This window comes from Gilliamella sp. Pas-s25 (assembly GCF_009795885.1).
GTDB lineage: Bacteria > Pseudomonadota > Gammaproteobacteria > Enterobacterales > Orbaceae > Gilliamella.
The window spans coordinates 19,242-36,305 of sequence record NZ_WTEV01000026.1 but is presented as its reverse complement, the minus strand read 5'-3'; the positions used below and the strand labels follow the sequence as shown (position 1 = coordinate 36,305).

Sequence of the window (17,064 nt, the reverse complement as noted above, 5' to 3'; positions counted from 1 at the left end):
TTCTTCGTTAGGCTACTTGCCTCCCGTTGAATTTAAAAAACACTTATCCCTTAATTTTTTTGTTTGAAAATGTGTTGCCATTCCATAATTTCCCCTCATTTGGAAACATTTCCCTCAGATAGGCAGATTTTAGGGTTTTGGCTTTTTCTAATTTTTTTTGTTGAGTATTAATAAGGTTATCAAGTTTTTTAAAGAATTCGCCTATTTGTTCTTGTTCATTTTTTGTAGGAAAAATCAAATTAACTTCTTTAAGATCAGAATTGTGTATATGTACAACTGTTTTTCCTTGTGCTCTTTTAATTAATTCTCTACGTTGATTTCCATTGGAAAGTGATAATGCCAAAAAAACAGAATTAATTTGAATCTTTGGTTTTAGAATATTTAAATCCCCACCAATGATTAGATCTGATTGTTCAATAAAAGAAGCCCGTGCTATGTCCTCTGATGTTTCTCCAGATGCGGGGACAACTACTTCAACACCTGTACTAAATACAGCGGAATTAATTCTTTTTTCGACGAAAGTATCTACTGATTTAATTATAGTTTCATATTTTGTATAGAGTCTGCCATATAATATAATGGGTATCCCATATTCCCTAAGGTCATTTTTAGAATACCCGTTACCTTTAGAAAATTCAGCCATGGCAGATAACTTATTAGTTTGCCATTCATTAGCCCCTTCAAACTCTTTAAACCGTCGCCTAGGAATTAATTTTTTACTTTGACTCATTGCGTTACCACCAGATCTTGCATCATCGCTTGTAATTCGGCTTCGAGTTGTTCGATCTCTTTATCGATCGAAGTTAAGGTATCTTGATAACGTTCGTTTAACATTTGCAGGGTTTTTAATTCGGCTTTAATCGGTTTTTCGATTAATTCACAGAGTAATGTAATGGTATTACCAAACCATTTTTTATACATTAGTGAGTCAATTTCTTGATCCGTTAAGCTTAAAATCCGTTCTTGTACCGCTTCTTTTAATGCCAATTCGCCCGCTTTAACTTGCTTACTTAATGTCGATTTTTGGCTGATTAATTTATCAACTTTTTTCAGTAATGGATAAGTTTCCGCATCTTTTGCGGTATTTTTTAGCTCTTGTTTGAGTTTTTTATTATCAAATGTATCGAGCGGTTCGTCATCATCGTTCTTTTTCAATGATTCATACAGCGCATCGTACTCAGGGCTATCTTCGACTTTGGCTGCTTCGACCAGATCCGCAAGTTCACTTTCTAGCGTTTGAATTTGCTGTTTATTGTTGTCGATATTGGTTAACTCATCAGCATATAATTCACTGGCAATTAATTCGCTTGGGATCAGATTGCTAATAAAGCCGTCTTGCTCAAGCCGTTTTTTAGCGCCACTGCCTTTGCTAACCATATTTGGTATCCGGTTACGCGCTGCGGTATAAAAATCAGTTGCGGCAATAATTTCACTATCATGCAGTAATGAATTTTGCCAAATCTCGGCAATAATCTGATAGCCATCATAGATATCAAGATGATTAAAGCTAGCCAGCAGGTTTTTTATATCGTTTAACATCGCTTCCATCAGTGGGTGGATCTGTTCCTGATCATTGATCGCAATGATTTGTGACCAATAGCGCTCAATATAAGCTTGTGTTTGCTCAGTTAATTGCGCCGATTGCTGTAACACTCTTTTATCATTTAAGATTTTAGTGGTTAATTCGCTAATTTCTTCTTTTAAGGTGAAATATTGCGGACGCACAGGCGTTAATGCTGCCTGTAATAAGTCGGGCGTGGTGGCACGGATAATGGCAAGTTGTTCAATATTATGCTGCGGTATGCCACCTAATAGATGACCTTCAACATCGTGGGAAATATCATCGTCAATAGCATCAATATAACGGGGTATATTCAGGTTGTATTCGTTAGCGATAATCTCTTGGCGAGTGGCTAAATGGCTATAACCCGCTTGCTCTTGGCGTGATACATAAGTATCAACAATTCTGGCGATGTCCTTTTCTTGTAAGACGTTTTGCTTACCGACTTTTATAAAGGTATTTGACGCATCGATGATTAATACAGGATCGGCCAATTGTCGATTCTTTTTCAGTACCAAAATAACTACAGGGATACCAGTATTGGTAAACAGGTTGCTTGGCAAGCCGATGACGGTATCAATGTAATTCTTTTCTAATAACCGTTTACGGATTTCCCCTTCAGCTGCGCCACGGAATAAGATCCCGTGTGGTAATACGATCGCCATAGTGCCACTTTGTCCTAAATGGAATAGTCCATGTAATAAAAAGGCAAAGTCACCTTTTGAATCGGGCGGCAGTACGCCAGCTATTTCAAAACGGGGATCGCTGACTTTTAATCCCGCACGATTCCAATTTTTTACTGAATAAGGAGGATTCATTACCACTGCATCAAATTGCACGCCCTCGCTAGGACGCTCAGGATCTTCAGGCCAATCATGGGCTAAAGTATCACCATTTCTAATGGTCATTTTATTGGGTTTGACTTCATGTAGTAATAAATTCATTCTTGCCAAGTTATAAGTGGCGGTATTTTTTTCTTGACCGTAATAAGTTAAGCTTTGTTGCACTGCTTTGGTTAGATGTTTTTTAACCGTAAGCAGTAACGAACCAGAACCAACAGTGGGATCATAAATAGAACGAATATTCGAAGTTTTAGCAGCAATTTGCGCCATTACTTCACTCACTTGGCGTGGTGTATAGAACTCGCCGGCTTTTTTACCCGATTCCATGGCAAATTGCCCAATCAGGTATTCATAAGCATCGCCTAATACATCGCCTTTTTGCAAAGCAACCATATCAAGATCGGCAAATAATAAGATTAAAGCTTTAATATTTTTACTGCGTTCATGTAAATTACTACCCAGGGCGGTATCGGTTAAATCTAAGGTTGAATTAGAAAATAAATTTTTAAAGTCATCGGCATCTTTGCTATTGGCAATTGAACGTTCAAAGTGATTTAGGCTATCGATCACTTTTTGTACTTCAAAATTACCTTTATTAATATCTGCGATCCAAGTTTGATAAAGATGCTCGGGTAAAACATAATAACCCAATGTTTTTTGCAGCATGCTTTCTAATTGAGGACCAAGTTCTAACATGCTTTTATGATAATTGGCGATAAGCTCGGACTCCGTGATCTCATCTCGGGTTGTCATTGTTTTAAATGCAGATAATGTTTTATCGCTTAAAAATTTATAAAACATTAAACCTAACATATAATCTTTATAACGGCTGGCATCCATTGAACCACGCAGCTCATTGGCGCCATCCCATAACCGACTTTTAATCTCTTCAGATGTAATCACAACGTATCAACCTCATTAACTAATTTTACCTTGGCATAAAAGTATCATTGGTTTATTTTTTATTTAACCGATTGCCAGCAAAATTTGCGTGGTATTTTAGCGGTAATTAGTTGCAAATCCTAGCTAAATAAATAGGTGTTAATATTCCTATCAAATAGAACAGAAACAGATATTATGGCTCAGATGATCATGCCTGTTTTTTAAAATTGGCAATAATGTGATAAAACCAATACAATCTTTATCACTTTTATCAACAGCTAGATTGTATTGGTCAGTTGATTTATTTTTAGGTTACCTATTTTGCAAAAGGAGCGATTTCAATCGATGAAACACGTTGGAAAGAAGAAAATGATTTTCTTTTTTAGCCCTGATCATTATTTGTCTCAGTGGTATCCTTGCCATTTTATTATTGATAATATTAAATTTACTAGTGCAGAACAGTGGATGATGTATTCTAAAGCATTGTTATTTAAAGATATCGACAGTGCCAACGCCATTTTATCTATCCCGTCATCTAAAATGCAAAAAAAGTTGGGGCAAGCTGTACGTCATTTTGATGAAAATATCTGGAATCAGCATAAAAAAGAGATTGTTTTTGCCGGTAACTATGCCAAGTTTTCGCAAAATGATGAGCTTAAACAATATCTATTATCAACTAAAGATAAAGTGTTAGCCGAAGCAAGCCCTTATGACAAGATCTGGGGAATTGGTTTAAGCATTGATGACGAAATGAGATTTAATATGACTAAATGGCGCGGCAAAAATCTACTTGGTGAAGTTTTGATGCAAGTGAGAGAGGCTATAAAAGCGTAATCTAAATTTATTCATTAAAAAAGATGATCAATATTTGCTTTTTTAGGTCTATTTTTTACCTAAAAAATAGTTTTTATACTTAAACGTATAGTTACCTGAAACTTTTTGACAAGATTTTTGACTTTGGCTATTCACCACTCTTGGTTAATACGTGGCCGTTAAATACATTTTTTCACTAAAATTCAAAAATATCCCAAGTCAGATCCAACTCGTTCCTAAAATAATAAGCCTTGAAGCGTGTTGAAAAATGTGTCGGGATATTGTATTCGTTATTATGGAAAATCGGTGCTTATTCTGTCCAAACAAGTTTGGTTACAAAACTTTAGCAACCTTATTCAGTTGCAACGGTAAAACGTTGCTTAATATGCTTCGCTTTTTCTGCCTCATCAATCATGGCAATGGCATAATCGGCATAACTGATTTGGCTTTTTCCTTGGCTGTTAAATAACACCTCTTCACCGCCCAAAATATAATGTCCAGTTCTTTCCCCGTCAGCGTTAAATTCAATGGCTGGGCTTAAATAAGTCCATTGCACATCATCGCACGTTCTAAGCGCATCAAGTGCTTTGGCCATATTAGTGGCTAATGGTTTAAATGCCTCAGGAAAATCAGGTGAATCAACCAAACGTAGTGAATGCTGTGGATTAACATATAAACTGCCTGCTCCCCCAACCACTAATAGGCGATTTGTTTTACCACTTAATATATCCGTTAAATGTTTTAAACTGGTTTGATGTAACGGCAGTGATTCCAGTGCCCAAGTACCAAATGCATCGATAATCACATCAAAGGGTTTTAAATCAGTATAGGTTAATTCGAATAGATCTTTAATCATCACGGTTGCTTTGGGATCAAGCTGTTGACTTGCTTTACGCACTATTGCGGTAACGTCATGTCCTCGTGAAATCGCCTCTTTTACTAAAAGTTGCCCTGTTTTACCACTGGCGCCAATGACTGCAATTTTCATACTTTACTCCTTTTAATTGTTTAAGGATTAACATGATATAAGAATGGTTTTAGATTAGTCTTTAACGTTTCTACTGTAAAGTAGGTACCAAATAGTGCTATAGTAACTTTTTTGAAACTATTGTTGAATTTTAAGCATTAATGATTAAATTAAATAATGATTTGCCTATTTGCCCTGTTGAAATAACATTAATGTTAATAGGTGATAAGTGGAAAGTCTTAATTGTGCGAGACCTGCTTACAGGAACCAAGCGCTTTGGTGAACTAAAAAAATCGCTGACCGGCATATCACAAAAAGTCTTAACTCAGCACCTGCGAGCTATGGAAAAAAATGGGTTATTAACCCGCAAAGTGTATGCCGAGGTTCCACCAAGAGTTGAATATACATTAACCGAGGTTGGACAAAGTCTAAAACAGGTGCATGATGCCATGTTAGCGTGGGGAAAGGCTTACAAATTAAAAGCGGATGAGTCACCTTTTCCTCATCCGTCAATCAATCATAATTAACTATCAAATTCTTCGCAGCCAAAATAAAACTCATCTGAGTTGGCATTTTTGTCACGACCGATAAGAATGATACTAGGAAAATGATTTTCTTCTGTGATTGGGGCTGTATATTGATAATATTGTCCTATATCACCCCAAGACATTTGTTCTTTTAAATGGGCAGGGATTGGGATTGCCCCCATTGCTTTGGCAAATGTATCTATATCACCTTTGGCAACAGCATAAAAATATGAACCGCTATCGCCTTGGTATTTAATTTGCGATATAGTCGTATTCATTATTTCCAGCGGTTTGGCAAAGTGATACTCTAAATTAATCAACCCATCATCTTCTAAGTTTTTTACGGTAATGTTTTGTTGGTTAAGTTGTTTAACCACTTTTGCATCACGACCATCAATTGGAGCAACCTTGCATAATAAAGCCGCTTTAAATTGTGCTTCAATTGTATTATTTGTTTCGGTCGCTAATGCATATGTTGAAAAACCTAAAATGAACAGTGAACTGCATAAAAATTTGTATGACACCTTTATTTTTTTCCTTTTAAAATCATCATTTCAATTACTTCATATTATTACAAAAAATGATTGTATCGAATAGCGCTTATCAAAATTTAGTTAAATAAAGTTATTTTAATATCAATGGTTAAATGGTCGATGTAATATTACATCCTATACCAGATATGTGATTGACAATGTATTGGGATGCATAATTTAACCAATTTCTTTTGCCTAGTAAAAAGATCATTTTATGTAAAAAAATTCAATCTGATATGTATGCACAACACTTTTAAGTCATTAATGGCTTTAGTAAAAATTATCTTCTTTTTTTATTATTTAACTATTTGATTATTTACAGTAAAAACATAAATAACTTTATAATAATAGTTGGCAAATAATTAACAATATTCTATTTTTGGTTAACAATAAATTAGTTTAAAATATACATAAAAATAAATAACATGATTAGAAAGGAAAGCAATTGGACGGAATAAAAACATATTGGTTTTTAGGTGCAAAATTTAAAGGTAGTAAAGACCAAACAGAGCATTTTATTAGTTCAGGTATCTGGCAAAATGGTTATGATAATAAACTTTTGGATATCGTAAAATCTATTTCTGTTGGCGATAAAGTTGCCATCAAATCAACCTATAATCAAAAAAATAATTTACCCTTTGATAATAAAGGTCTACCTGTTTCGGTAATGGAAATAAAGGCTATCGGCACCGTAACTAAAAATCATGGTGATGGAAAATTGTTAGAAGTCGATTGGTACCAAACTAATTTGAATAAGAAATGGTACTTTTATACCTATATAGCCGCTATCTGGGGTGTTAAAGAGGATTTTTGGTTATCGAAACAATTAATTAATTTTGCATTTTATGATCAGCCACAAGATATTGATGCCTTTCGCAATGCTCCATATTGGAAATCTCGTTATGGTGACAACAACGATAATAATAAACCATTATTAGAATGGATACCTTTTTATGAGGAAATTGCTGATAAATTGTTAAGTTACCATGATAAAAATAAAAGACTTAAATTGATATCTTTTATTAATCAGCTTGCTTTAGAGTTTAAACTATCCTATTTAATAGATAAAGATTTGCACGATATTTGCCCTTTTACTGTGCTGGGAACATTTAATAGAGGAAATGCCGAAGAAACCAGAAAAAACATTGCTCAAAAATGGGCTGAATTTCTTGATGTTAAGGTACCAGTACCGAATTCTTGGGAAGGAATACCATTATTAAATAATCAAATCTCTTGGTTTTTCACTAATTCACAAAATCAGCAGCAAGAAATAGATAATCTTTGGGATCTTTATTCTATCGCTTTAAAATTTTCTAATATTGATGACAATTATCAAGAAGATTTTAAGCAAAAATTTGATTTGGCTATGGCACAACCTTACTGCTCTTGGCAACTAACCAATGGCTTATTTTGGATTCGCCCTAATACTTATTTAGTGTTAGATAAAGCAACAAAAAGTTACTTAAGTCAGTATGTAGAAATTTTCAAAAATAAAAACTTAAAAAAAAGCGATTTCAACGGTAATGATTATCTTAAATTGCTTGATGATTTAACTGTGAGGTTTGCTGATCAGAATTTTCCTGTTCACTCTTATCCTGAACTTTATTTAACTGCATTGCATAACAATGAAAATGCGATTTTAGATACTGATTATGAAGCTCAAGATCATTTGAATAACCAAGATATGACTGACCCCTTAATCATAAAACAACCTTATACCGAAGAACATCTAATTAATGAGGGTTGTTTTATTGATAAACAACAGTTGCAAGCCATATTAAAGAGCTTAAGGTTGAAAAAAAATATTATTTTACAAGGTCCGCCAGGAACAGGTAAAACTTGGTTAGCTAAACGTTTAGCTAATATTATTGTTGGTTATAAAGATTCAAAAAATATCAAAGCCATTCAGTTTCATCCTAATATGTCTTACGAGGATTTTATCCGCGGCTATCGACCAACCAGTGATGGTAAATTAGCACTGATTGATGGACCTTTTTTAGAGATAATTAATCAAGCACGGAATGATGCTCAATCAAATTATGTAATTGTGATTGAAGAAATTAATCGTGGCAATCCAGCACAAATTTTTGGTGAAATGTTAACGCTACTTGAAGCTGATAAACGAAATCCAAATGAGGCCTTAGAATTAACATACCAACATCAAAATGAAAAAGGCGTATTTATTCCTGATAATCTCTATGTTATCGGTACTATGAATATTGCCGATCGTTCGTTAGCGATGCTCGATTTTGCTTTACGTCGTCGTTTTGCCTTTTATCATTTAAGTCCTCATTTTGGCGAAAATTGGCTCAACTATATGCAAGAAAAAAACGACTTTTCACCGCAACAATTACAAGATATAAAGCACCGTATAGAGGCATTAAATCAATATATCATTAATGATAGTACACTTGGCAAGGCATTTACCATTGGGCATAGCTATTTTACTTGTCTTAACCAAGAAATGGCTGCGCAAGATTGGTTTGAGCATATTGTTCGTTCAGAAATCGAGCCTCTATTAGAAGAGTATTGGTTTGGCGAGCCTGAAAAATTGAGTAATGCGATGAATATATTATTAGATGATGCACAATAATGACCACGATAAATTATCATCCGCTATTAACCAATACTACCGTTGCCAAAATACCAATTAGAAACATATGGCTACTTTTGCTCTATGCTTCTGATTATTATAAAACTGCAGGGAAAAAACAGAGAATAGAACTAGAAAATAACCCTGAGGAATTAATAACACTCGCTGCTAAACTATATTGTCAAGCAGCAAATAAATGGTTAATACATCACCTTGCTGCAGATTATCAGCTCACAACAAAAGCACTTAATCGTGTCAGAGGAAAAATAGATATTTTAACTACTCAGCGTAAGCAATTATTGGCAAAGGGTAAAATTCAATGTCGATATGATGATTTAACGATTGATACCCCTAAAAATCGCTATATTCATGCTGCGGCTCATCTATTAGTAAAACAATTGAAAGATGCGAGCTTAATTGAACAATGTAGAAAAATCATTCATCAATTTACTGCGTTGAAAATTGGTCAAACAACACATTATTGCTATGAAAAGGAGCGTTTTAACCATGCAAATCTTAAAGATAATACTTTAATTTCATTAGCAAAACTGATTTTTAGTTTGTCAATGCCCACTCAATTTCAAGGATTACATACCATTGAACAACTAAAAAAAACTGATCATTGGTTACGCGAGTTATTTGAAAAGGCAATAGTTGGCTTTTACCGTGTAAATTTGGATCCTGAGCAATGGACTATTTATGCGGGTAAAAAATTAAATTGGCAATATAGCAATGCGACCGATAATATCACCGCCTATTTACCCACCATGAAAACCGATTTAATCCTTGAAAATCGCAGTCATACACAACGTTTAATCATTGATACTAAATGTACCTCAATTTTAAAAAAATCACGGTTTAGACTTAACTCGTTTAGTAGTTATCACCTTTATCAATTGTATGCTTATTTAAGAAGTCAGGAAAAAGATAGCGATCCTTTATCTGTTTGCGCCTCTGGCATGTTACTATACCCGACTGTCGGTGTGACGGTTAATGAAAATATGACTATCCAAGGACATAAATTATCATTTTGTACTATTGATTTAACGCAAGATAATAACGCTATTAAAAACAGTTTATTGGCATTAATAAATAGTTTTGACTCGCGCTAATTCAAATTTCATCATTTTCTACCTGATTTTAATGCTAACTACTGTTTAGTGTTTAGCAAAAAACAATTTACCAAACCAACATAAACAATCTGAAATCGCTATTTTTTCTAAAATAGCTTAGTATGATTTTATTGATTTTTGTTGGCTAATTTATGATGAGCAGATCTTCAAATCACTTAACCATTAAAGATATTGCCAAGCTTTGTGGGGTGAGTAAATCGACGGTTTCACGGGTGATTAATCATGATCCGATGGTGAAAGCAAGTACCCGTGCCAATGTAATGGCAATTATTGAACAGTATCAATTTATCCCGTCGAAATCGGCTAGAGCCATGCGTGGCTATGGGAATAAAGTCATTGGTATTATTGTCACTCGGCTTGACTCACTGTCTGAAAACCAAGCGGTGCAAAGCATGTTGCCTATTTTTTACCAGCATGGTTATGATCCGATCATTATGGAGAGTCAATTTAGTACCACAAAAGTTAACGAACATCTATCCATGCTCAAAGACAAGCAAGCTGATGGTGTTATTATCTTTGCCTTTACTGGGCTTGAGCAGTCGTTATTATCCGTCTGGCGGGATAAAAGCGTGGTGATCGCAAGAAAACTCTCCGCACACAGTTGTATTTGTTATGATGATGTGGGCGCGGTAAACATGTTACTTGCCCATTTATATCAATCGCAGCAACATCAAAAAATTGGCTATATCGGTGTTGAGCAACAAGACCAAACCACTGGCGCACTGCGTTATCAAGCCTATGTGGATTTTTGCCAGCAATATCAACTTACCCCGAATGCGGCTTTAGGGCAATTAAGTTACCGCTCCGGCTATGAACTTGCCGAGTTGGTGTTAGTGAAAAATCCATCAGCGATTGTTTGCGCAACCGATAGCATCGCCTTAGGATTAAATAAATATTTACACGAAAAACAGCTTGATGATATTACAGTAGCCAGTATTGGCAATAGTGAGCTGTTGGGTTTTCTTTTCCCTAAAACCTGTGCGGTTGAGCTCGGTTTTGATCAAGCAGGTCGCTATGCAGCGCAAACGTTACTGAGTATGTTACAAAATCATTTTGAGCTTAACTGCATCACTGTTCCTTGCCGTTTAATAAGCTAGTTTTAGCCATAACTATTTAATTTGTGCTTATTTCACCCTAATCTGTGATATTAATCACAAAAAAGGGAACGTTCCCATTTATTAATTTAGCAATTCAATCTATGCTTAATTTCAATCAAAAAATAGCCAGATTATTGATAAAAATAAAATGATGTCGGCTGAGTTTTTACCGGAAAAAGGGGATGTTATTATGGCTACAGATTTAAACATAACCACAGAATCAATCGAGCAACTAATCGATTTTGTTGGTGGCAGTAAAAATATTGCCAGTGTCACCCACTGCTTGACAAGGTTAAGGTTTGCGCTGGTTGATCCCAAGGTAGCCAAGATTGACGCTATAGAAGCATTACCCTTTGTCAAAGGGTGTTTTATAAATGCTGGGCAGTTTCAGGTGATTATTGGTACCAATGTTGATCGTTATTATAAAGTACTCATCCAACAATTAAATCTTAATGAGGCAAGTAAAGAGCAGACCAAAGCCGCAGCCAAACAGAATATGTCGATTTTTGAAAGGTTGATTTCTAATTTAGCCGAAATCTTTATCCCCCTATTACCCGCTTTAATTGCCGGTGGATTATTGCTGGGATTACGTAATGTGATTGGCGATATGCCATTTATTGATAACAAACCACTTACCGAAAGCTACTCTTGGTTAGTGCCGATCTACAGCCTGCTTTGGCTACCTTGCGAGGCGATTTTTCACTTTTTACCCGTTGCCATTTGTTGGTCAACCACTAAAAAAATGGGTGGTTCGCCGGTGCTTGGTATTGTGCTTGGCATTACGTTAGTTTCCCCCCAGTTAATGAACGCCTATGATCTGGGTAGCAAAATACCCGAAGTGTGGGATTTTGGCTGGTTTACGATTGCTAAAGTGGGCTATCAAGCACAAGTGATTCCGTCGATTTTTGCAGGACTGGCTCTTGGCTGGATCGAAACCCATTTACGAAAAATCGTCCCTGATTATTTAAATTTGGTAATTGTGCCTATTGTTGCGTTACTCACTTCGGTCTTTTTAGCCCATTTTATTTTAGGTCCAGCGGGGCGAATGTTAGGCAATGGCATAGCTGATATTGTTAAATATTTAATGACGGGAAATTATGCTTTTATTGGTGCAGCCATTTTTGGTTTTATCTATTCACCACTGGTGATTACCGGTATTCATCATACGACGCTCGCAATTGATTTACAGATGACCAATAGCATGGGTGGAACACCAATCTGGCCTATTATCGCCCTCTCCAATATGGCACAAGCCTCAGCGGTAGTTGGTATTATCTTGGTCAGTAGAAAACAAAATGAACGTGAAGTGTCAGTACCCGCGGCAATATCGGCCTATTTAGGCGTGACCGAGCCGGCCATGTATGGCATTAATTTACGTTATAAGTTCCCGATGTTGTGCGCCATGATTGGCTCGGCATTAGCTGGATTAATTTGTGGTTTAACAGGTGTGTTGTCTAATGGTATTGGCGTTGGGGGATTACCGGGCATATTAACGATTAAGCCGATATATTGGTCGATTTATGCCGTTGCTATGTTGGTGGCAATTGTAGTGCCAATCGCTTTAACCTCAGTGGTTTATAAGATAAAACTGAAAAAAGGCACATTAAATATTCGCTAAGCAATATTCAATAAATGGTAACAATTCGCTGTTGTATTAAAAAAACAGCAGGCGATTAACTGATTAACAAAAGAGTACACAATGAACAAAATCAATATCCCTTGGTGGCAAAATGGCACTATCTATCAAATTTATGTCAAAAGCTTTCAAGCCAGTGGCACCAATTCAACCGGTGATTTGCAAGGTATTATTCAGCGCTTAGATTATTTACAGACTCTTGGGATCAGTGCAATTTGGTTAACGCCAATCTATCCATCCCCACAAATCGATAACGGTTACGATGTGTCGGATTATTATGCTATCGATCCAAGCTATGGCTCAATGGCTGACTTTGAATTACTGGTAAAACAAGTACACAAGCGGGGGATGCGAATAATGATGGATATGGTGTTTAATCACACGTCAACCGAACATCCTTGGTTCAAAGCTGCTTTAGATAAAAACAGCCCTTATCGCTCTTTTTATATTTGGAAAGATGCCAATGCAGACGGGCACGAGCCTAATAATTGGGTATCGAAATTTGGTGGTAAAGCTTGGCAATGGCATCAACCATCAGGGCAGTACTATTTGCATTTATTTGCTAAAGAGCAAGCTGATCTCAACTGGGAAAACCCAACCGTTCGCAACGAAATAAAAAAAGTATGTCAATTTTGGGCTGATAAAGGGGTAGATGCACTCAGACTGGATGTGATTAATTTAGTCTCAAAACAGCAAGATTTTCCTGATGATGATAAGGGCGATGGTCGTCGATTTTATACCGATGGACCTCGCATCCATGAGTTTTTACAAGAGATCAGCCGTGAGGTATTTCAACCCAATCAACTCAAAACAGTCGGTGAAATGTCATCCACCACATTAGAAAACTGCCAAAAATATGCCAATTTAGACGGTAACGAGTTGACCATGACCTTTAATTTTCATCATCTCAAAGTTGATTATCCTAATGGGAATAAGTGGTGTTTAGCCAAACCAGATTTAATCGAACTTAAAAAAATTATCGGTTACTGGCAAACGGGTATGCAGGGTAAGGCGTGGAATGCAATTTTTTGGTGTAATCATGATCAACCGCGCATCGTCTCGCGCCTTGGCAATGAAAGCCAATATCACAAACAATCCGCTAAAATGCTTGCCATGCTACTGTATGGTTTACAAGGCACACCTTATCTTTATCAAGGTGAAGAAATCGGGATGACCAACCCCCATTTTACCGATATCACCCAATATCGCGATGTAGAAAGCCTTAATATCTATCACGAAAAACTTGCGCAAGGCATGGAAAAACAGGAAATCTTAGCCATTTTAGCCAGCAAATCCAGAGACAATAGCCGAACGCCCATGCACTGGGATACATCAGCCAATGCCGGCTTTACTCAAGGAAAACCATGGATTGAGGTTGCTAACAATTATCCGCAAATCAATGTCACAGCGGCACAAAATGATCCTGATTCGGTATTTTATTGCTATCAAACCTTAATTAAATTACGCAAACAGCATGCCATTTTTATTTTTGGTGATTATCAGGATCTAACGCCGGATAGTGCCGATTATTGGTGCTATATCCGGCGGTGGCATAATCAAAAATTACTGGTGATAACCAATTTAACCGATAAAACACAAACTTGGTCATTACCAAAATCGTTACAACATCAAAATTGGCAGCAGTTATTAAGTAATTACCAAGATAACTCACCGTTAGGTACTGAAATAAGGTTAAGACCTTATGAAGCTATATATTGGTTACAACAAGCGGATTAAGCAAGTGGCATGGGCAATCCATAAAAGGTTGCCCTTTTTCATGTACGATAATCACCCATTGTTAATGCCAAATGGTTGATCGATTTGATTAAAATACCTTTTAAAATTAGCCTAAAAGTTATAATATTTTGTTTAAAAAATGGGTAAATCTAAAAAAATTAAAGAGGTATGATGATGGAAGACAAAACAATTTTATTAATGAACCAGTATTTAGACAGAGATTATCGTGTTTTTCCAATGGCCGAAGATAAAACAGCGTTGCAAGATATCCGCGATATTGAAAATAGTTTAGCAATGAAGTTTCCTGATGAATATGTTGCTCATTTACTTGCTGAAGATTGTGATGCTCTTCCCCATAGAGGTATTTATATTGAAGTAAAAGAAGAGATCTGGCGTCGTCCACAAGCAATGGATGTAGGACCTTTTTGGACATTTTTATATGGTTTTCATACTTATACGGCCTCTAAATTAAGTGCTGATTGGATGAGGCTTGATTTTGTTGCTCATCAATTTATGCAGGAAACAGGGCTTAAAGCAATCCCAATTTTGAAAATTATTAATGATGCCGATATGTATTGTGTAAACGAAAGTGGTGATATTGTAAAATTTAATCACGAAATGAACATATTAGAACCAACAAACATGGATTTTTGGCAGGTTTGGGAATTTGAATTAAAAGAGCTAAAAGAAAGAAAAGAAACCAAAAAAGCGGAATTAAAATAATTTAATATCCAAATTAGGTTAGCTTAGGAAGTAAAATACCATCAACAAAATGATATACATTAGAAATAACCAATTGCGTTATTTCTAATTTTTTATGATTTGATCAAGAACCATTATTATCGAGTGATATCATTAATGGTTATATAAACATTCACGCATTTTTACCAACTGCGCAATCGCTTTAGTAAAATTAGGCACTTCTGGCAATAGGGAAGTGATTGATGCGGTTTCAATTTTGCTTAACAATGTTTCTGCGATATGCATAATCTCATCATAACTTAATTGACCATTTTTAATTGCAAGCAGCTCATTGCGATTAGCTCGTTTATTGGTTAGTGTGCCTTGTGTCATAATTTCATGCGCTACTTGCAATAAGCGAATAGTATGCATCATATTTTTTGCATCAAAATCATTGCCACTTTTAATATTACTTTGATAACGCTGTTCATTACGCTTTTCGACCCATTGCCAATAGGCTTTATAGTCACGGCAATGCGATGAAAAACCATCACGATTAAAACTTAAATAAGCTGTCACTGGGGTATCTATTTTTACGGAAGATAAACAAAGTTCGGTTGAATCTTGCTGCTGTACTATGCCATGATAACCACAACTGCCCAATGGATCGTAAAACAGGGCATATAAATCCCGCCCATGCCGCACATTCACCAATCCACATAAATGTTGTTTAAAACCATGCTCAGTTAACCAATCATTTAATGGATAAGCCCGCTGATCTTCAATAATATAGCAAAAATCCAGCACGGTTTTACGTGTTACGGCAACGGGGTTATTAATCTTTTTATTTAATCCTTTGGCTTTTTTTATTTGCGACATGGCATAGTGAGCAAAGGTTTGCTTGGTCTGTTTAGATAAAAACAGATCGAGGGTTAAATGCTGCATTATTGGATGCTGATAAACAATACAGCTTGGATCCGAGGCTAACACTTCTAAAATATTCGGGTTGTTTTTCAGTAACAGTTCCACAAATCGCCCTAATTCATAATAAACAATATCATTGGTTTCATTACTAATTTGTGGAATATAATCAATTCCATAGAATTTATCTTTAGGTAGATAAAAAACACCTTTGATATCGGTATCTGATGTTTCAGTGGCTAAACCAAATGCACGGCTACCGCTGATGACTTCAAATAAGATTAAGTTTTGTGCTTTTAAATCGTCGATTGTCATCTTGTATTCCTGTCTTATTTTAAGCTCATCAATGTTTGTATAAAAAAGTGATCTAACTTATCAGATTTAAAATGTTGTTCAGTAATAGCTTGTACGCTTTCGCTAATCTCACTCATGGATTGATCAATAAACAATAAGATTTCTGGATCGATAGTAATAGGCGTTGATTCAGTCATGGTTGCTTTTAAGGCAATAATATCATTGATTTGCTGGCTTAATTCATTAGGTAATAGTGTCAATAATGGCGTAATGGCCATGGGGGCGATTTGCTGTTTTTCTAAACACCATTTGGCACATAATAATGGTCTTAACACATAAAACAATTTTTTGACACCGATCTGCTGCCCTTCACTGCTTTGTAAGGCGCTTTTAGCAATCCCTAAATAGTGATGAATATTGCCACGAGCATTAAAAAAATCAGCACAAAGTTGCCATAATTGGTTAACAATTGGCGCATTTTGTTGATAAATAATGGGTGATTGCAACCATTCAAACGGGGTAGTATTTGATTTGCGGATCAATTGTAAAGTCTTTTTTAAATCCCAACCATGCAAATCCAGCTCATCATCAATAGGAAAAGTTAAATGTGAAGCAGGATTATCAATGGCTAAGTATTTATCAAACCGATGCACATAAATAAAACGCACATCATAATCACTATTCGGCGATGGAAACCCCCACGCCCGACTACCTGATTCACAGGCATAAAGTATATGGATATTATGTTGTTGTGCTAATTCTGCTAACTTTTGTTTTATGCGGTTTTGCATTGCAACTATTCCTTTAGGTTATTTATTTTACTTTATATCTGAATTTTTAACGCATT

General features: G+C 35.8%; 14 protein-coding genes. 8 read left to right on the top strand and 6 right to left on the bottom strand.

Features of this window, described 5'->3' with window-relative positions; translation table 11 throughout:
• Positions 1 to 43: 43 nt before the first annotated feature.
• Both GQ593_RS10785 and GQ593_RS10780 read right to left on the bottom strand, forming a co-directional pair.
• Positions 44 to 730 (bottom strand): restriction endonuclease subunit S, encoded by a 687-nt coding sequence (locus tag GQ593_RS10785; protein WP_160432025.1) that lies wholly within the window; start codon positions 728 to 730, stop codon positions 44 to 46.
• Positions 727 to 3,306 (bottom strand): type I restriction-modification system subunit M, encoded by a 2,580-nt coding sequence (locus GQ593_RS10780; RefSeq protein WP_160432024.1) that lies wholly within the window; start codon positions 3,304 to 3,306, stop codon positions 727 to 729. Before GQ593_RS10780 ends, GQ593_RS10785 begins: the two co-directional genes overlap by 4 nt.
• A gap of 324 nt (positions 3,307 to 3,630) precedes the next feature.
• Between GQ593_RS10780 and GQ593_RS10775 the strand changes: the two genes are divergently transcribed.
• Entirely contained in the window at positions 3,631 to 4,119 is a 489-nt protein-coding gene (locus GQ593_RS10775; protein WP_202115469.1) for an NADAR family protein, read from the top strand.
• Between the two features lie 331 nt (positions 4,120 to 4,450).
• On the opposite strand, the gene GQ593_RS10770 is transcribed toward GQ593_RS10775, so the two are convergent.
• Positions 4,451 to 5,086, bottom strand: a complete 636-nt coding sequence (locus GQ593_RS10770; RefSeq protein ID WP_085247116.1) for an NAD(P)-dependent oxidoreductase — start codon at positions 5,084 to 5,086, stop codon at positions 4,451 to 4,453.
• Between the two features lie 140 nt (positions 5,087 to 5,226).
• Between GQ593_RS10770 and GQ593_RS10765 the strand changes: the two genes are divergently transcribed.
• Positions 5,227 to 5,592 carry a winged helix-turn-helix transcriptional regulator gene (locus tag GQ593_RS10765; RefSeq protein ID WP_085247115.1) on the top strand — a complete coding sequence of 122 codons (366 nt, stop codon included), beginning with the start codon at positions 5,227 to 5,229 and terminating at the stop codon, positions 5,590 to 5,592.
• Here the strand turns inward: GQ593_RS10765 and GQ593_RS10760 are convergent.
• The gene (locus tag GQ593_RS10760; RefSeq protein WP_160432023.1) at positions 5,589 to 6,116 is read right to left on the bottom strand and encodes a hypothetical protein; all 528 of its coding nucleotides are present in this window, start codon (positions 6,114 to 6,116) and stop codon (positions 5,589 to 5,591) included. The genes GQ593_RS10765 and GQ593_RS10760 overlap by 4 nt on opposite strands.
• A gap of 454 nt (positions 6,117 to 6,570) precedes the next feature.
• On the opposite strand from GQ593_RS10760, the gene GQ593_RS10755 reads away from it, so the two are divergent.
• From GQ593_RS10755 to GQ593_RS10730, 6 genes are all read left to right on the top strand, one after another.
• Positions 6,571 to 8,718, top strand: a complete 2,148-nt coding sequence (locus GQ593_RS10755) for an AAA family ATPase (protein ID WP_160432022.1) — start codon at positions 6,571 to 6,573, stop codon at positions 8,716 to 8,718.
• Complete coding sequence (locus tag GQ593_RS10750; protein ID WP_160432021.1) at positions 8,718 to 9,830, top strand: 5-methylcytosine restriction system specificity protein McrC; 1,113 nt, start codon at positions 8,718 to 8,720, stop codon at positions 9,828 to 9,830. Before GQ593_RS10755 ends, GQ593_RS10750 begins: the two co-directional genes overlap by 1 nt.
• Before the next feature lie 152 nt (positions 9,831 to 9,982).
• On the top strand, positions 9,983 to 10,948 hold the full coding sequence (gene treR, locus GQ593_RS10745; RefSeq protein ID WP_202115468.1) for a trehalose operon repressor TreR: 966 nt from the start codon (positions 9,983 to 9,985) through the stop codon (positions 10,946 to 10,948).
• Between the two features lie 190 nt (positions 10,949 to 11,138).
• Positions 11,139 to 12,566, top strand: coding sequence for a PTS trehalose transporter subunit IIBC (treB, locus tag GQ593_RS10740; protein ID WP_160432020.1), 1,428 nt, complete (start codon positions 11,139 to 11,141; stop codon positions 12,564 to 12,566).
• Positions 12,567 to 12,647: 81 nt separating this feature from the next.
• Complete coding sequence (gene treC / locus GQ593_RS10735; protein ID WP_160432019.1) at positions 12,648 to 14,321, top strand: alpha,alpha-phosphotrehalase; 1,674 nt, start codon at positions 12,648 to 12,650, stop codon at positions 14,319 to 14,321.
• Positions 14,322 to 14,495: 174 nt separating this feature from the next.
• On the top strand, positions 14,496 to 15,044 hold the full coding sequence (locus GQ593_RS10730; RefSeq protein ID WP_160432018.1) for a hypothetical protein: 549 nt from the start codon (positions 14,496 to 14,498) through the stop codon (positions 15,042 to 15,044).
• 132 nt (positions 15,045 to 15,176) lie between these two features.
• Here the strand turns inward: GQ593_RS10730 and GQ593_RS10725 are convergent, their stop codons facing one another.
• On the bottom strand, positions 15,177 to 16,238 hold the full coding sequence (locus GQ593_RS10725; RefSeq protein WP_160432017.1) for a nucleotidyltransferase domain-containing protein: 1,062 nt from the start codon (positions 16,236 to 16,238) through the stop codon (positions 15,177 to 15,179).
• 14 nt (positions 16,239 to 16,252) lie between these two features.
• Complete coding sequence (locus GQ593_RS10720; protein WP_160432016.1) at positions 16,253 to 17,008, bottom strand: nucleotidyltransferase domain-containing protein; 756 nt, start codon at positions 17,006 to 17,008, stop codon at positions 16,253 to 16,255.
• Positions 17,009 to 17,064: the final 56 nt, after the last annotated feature.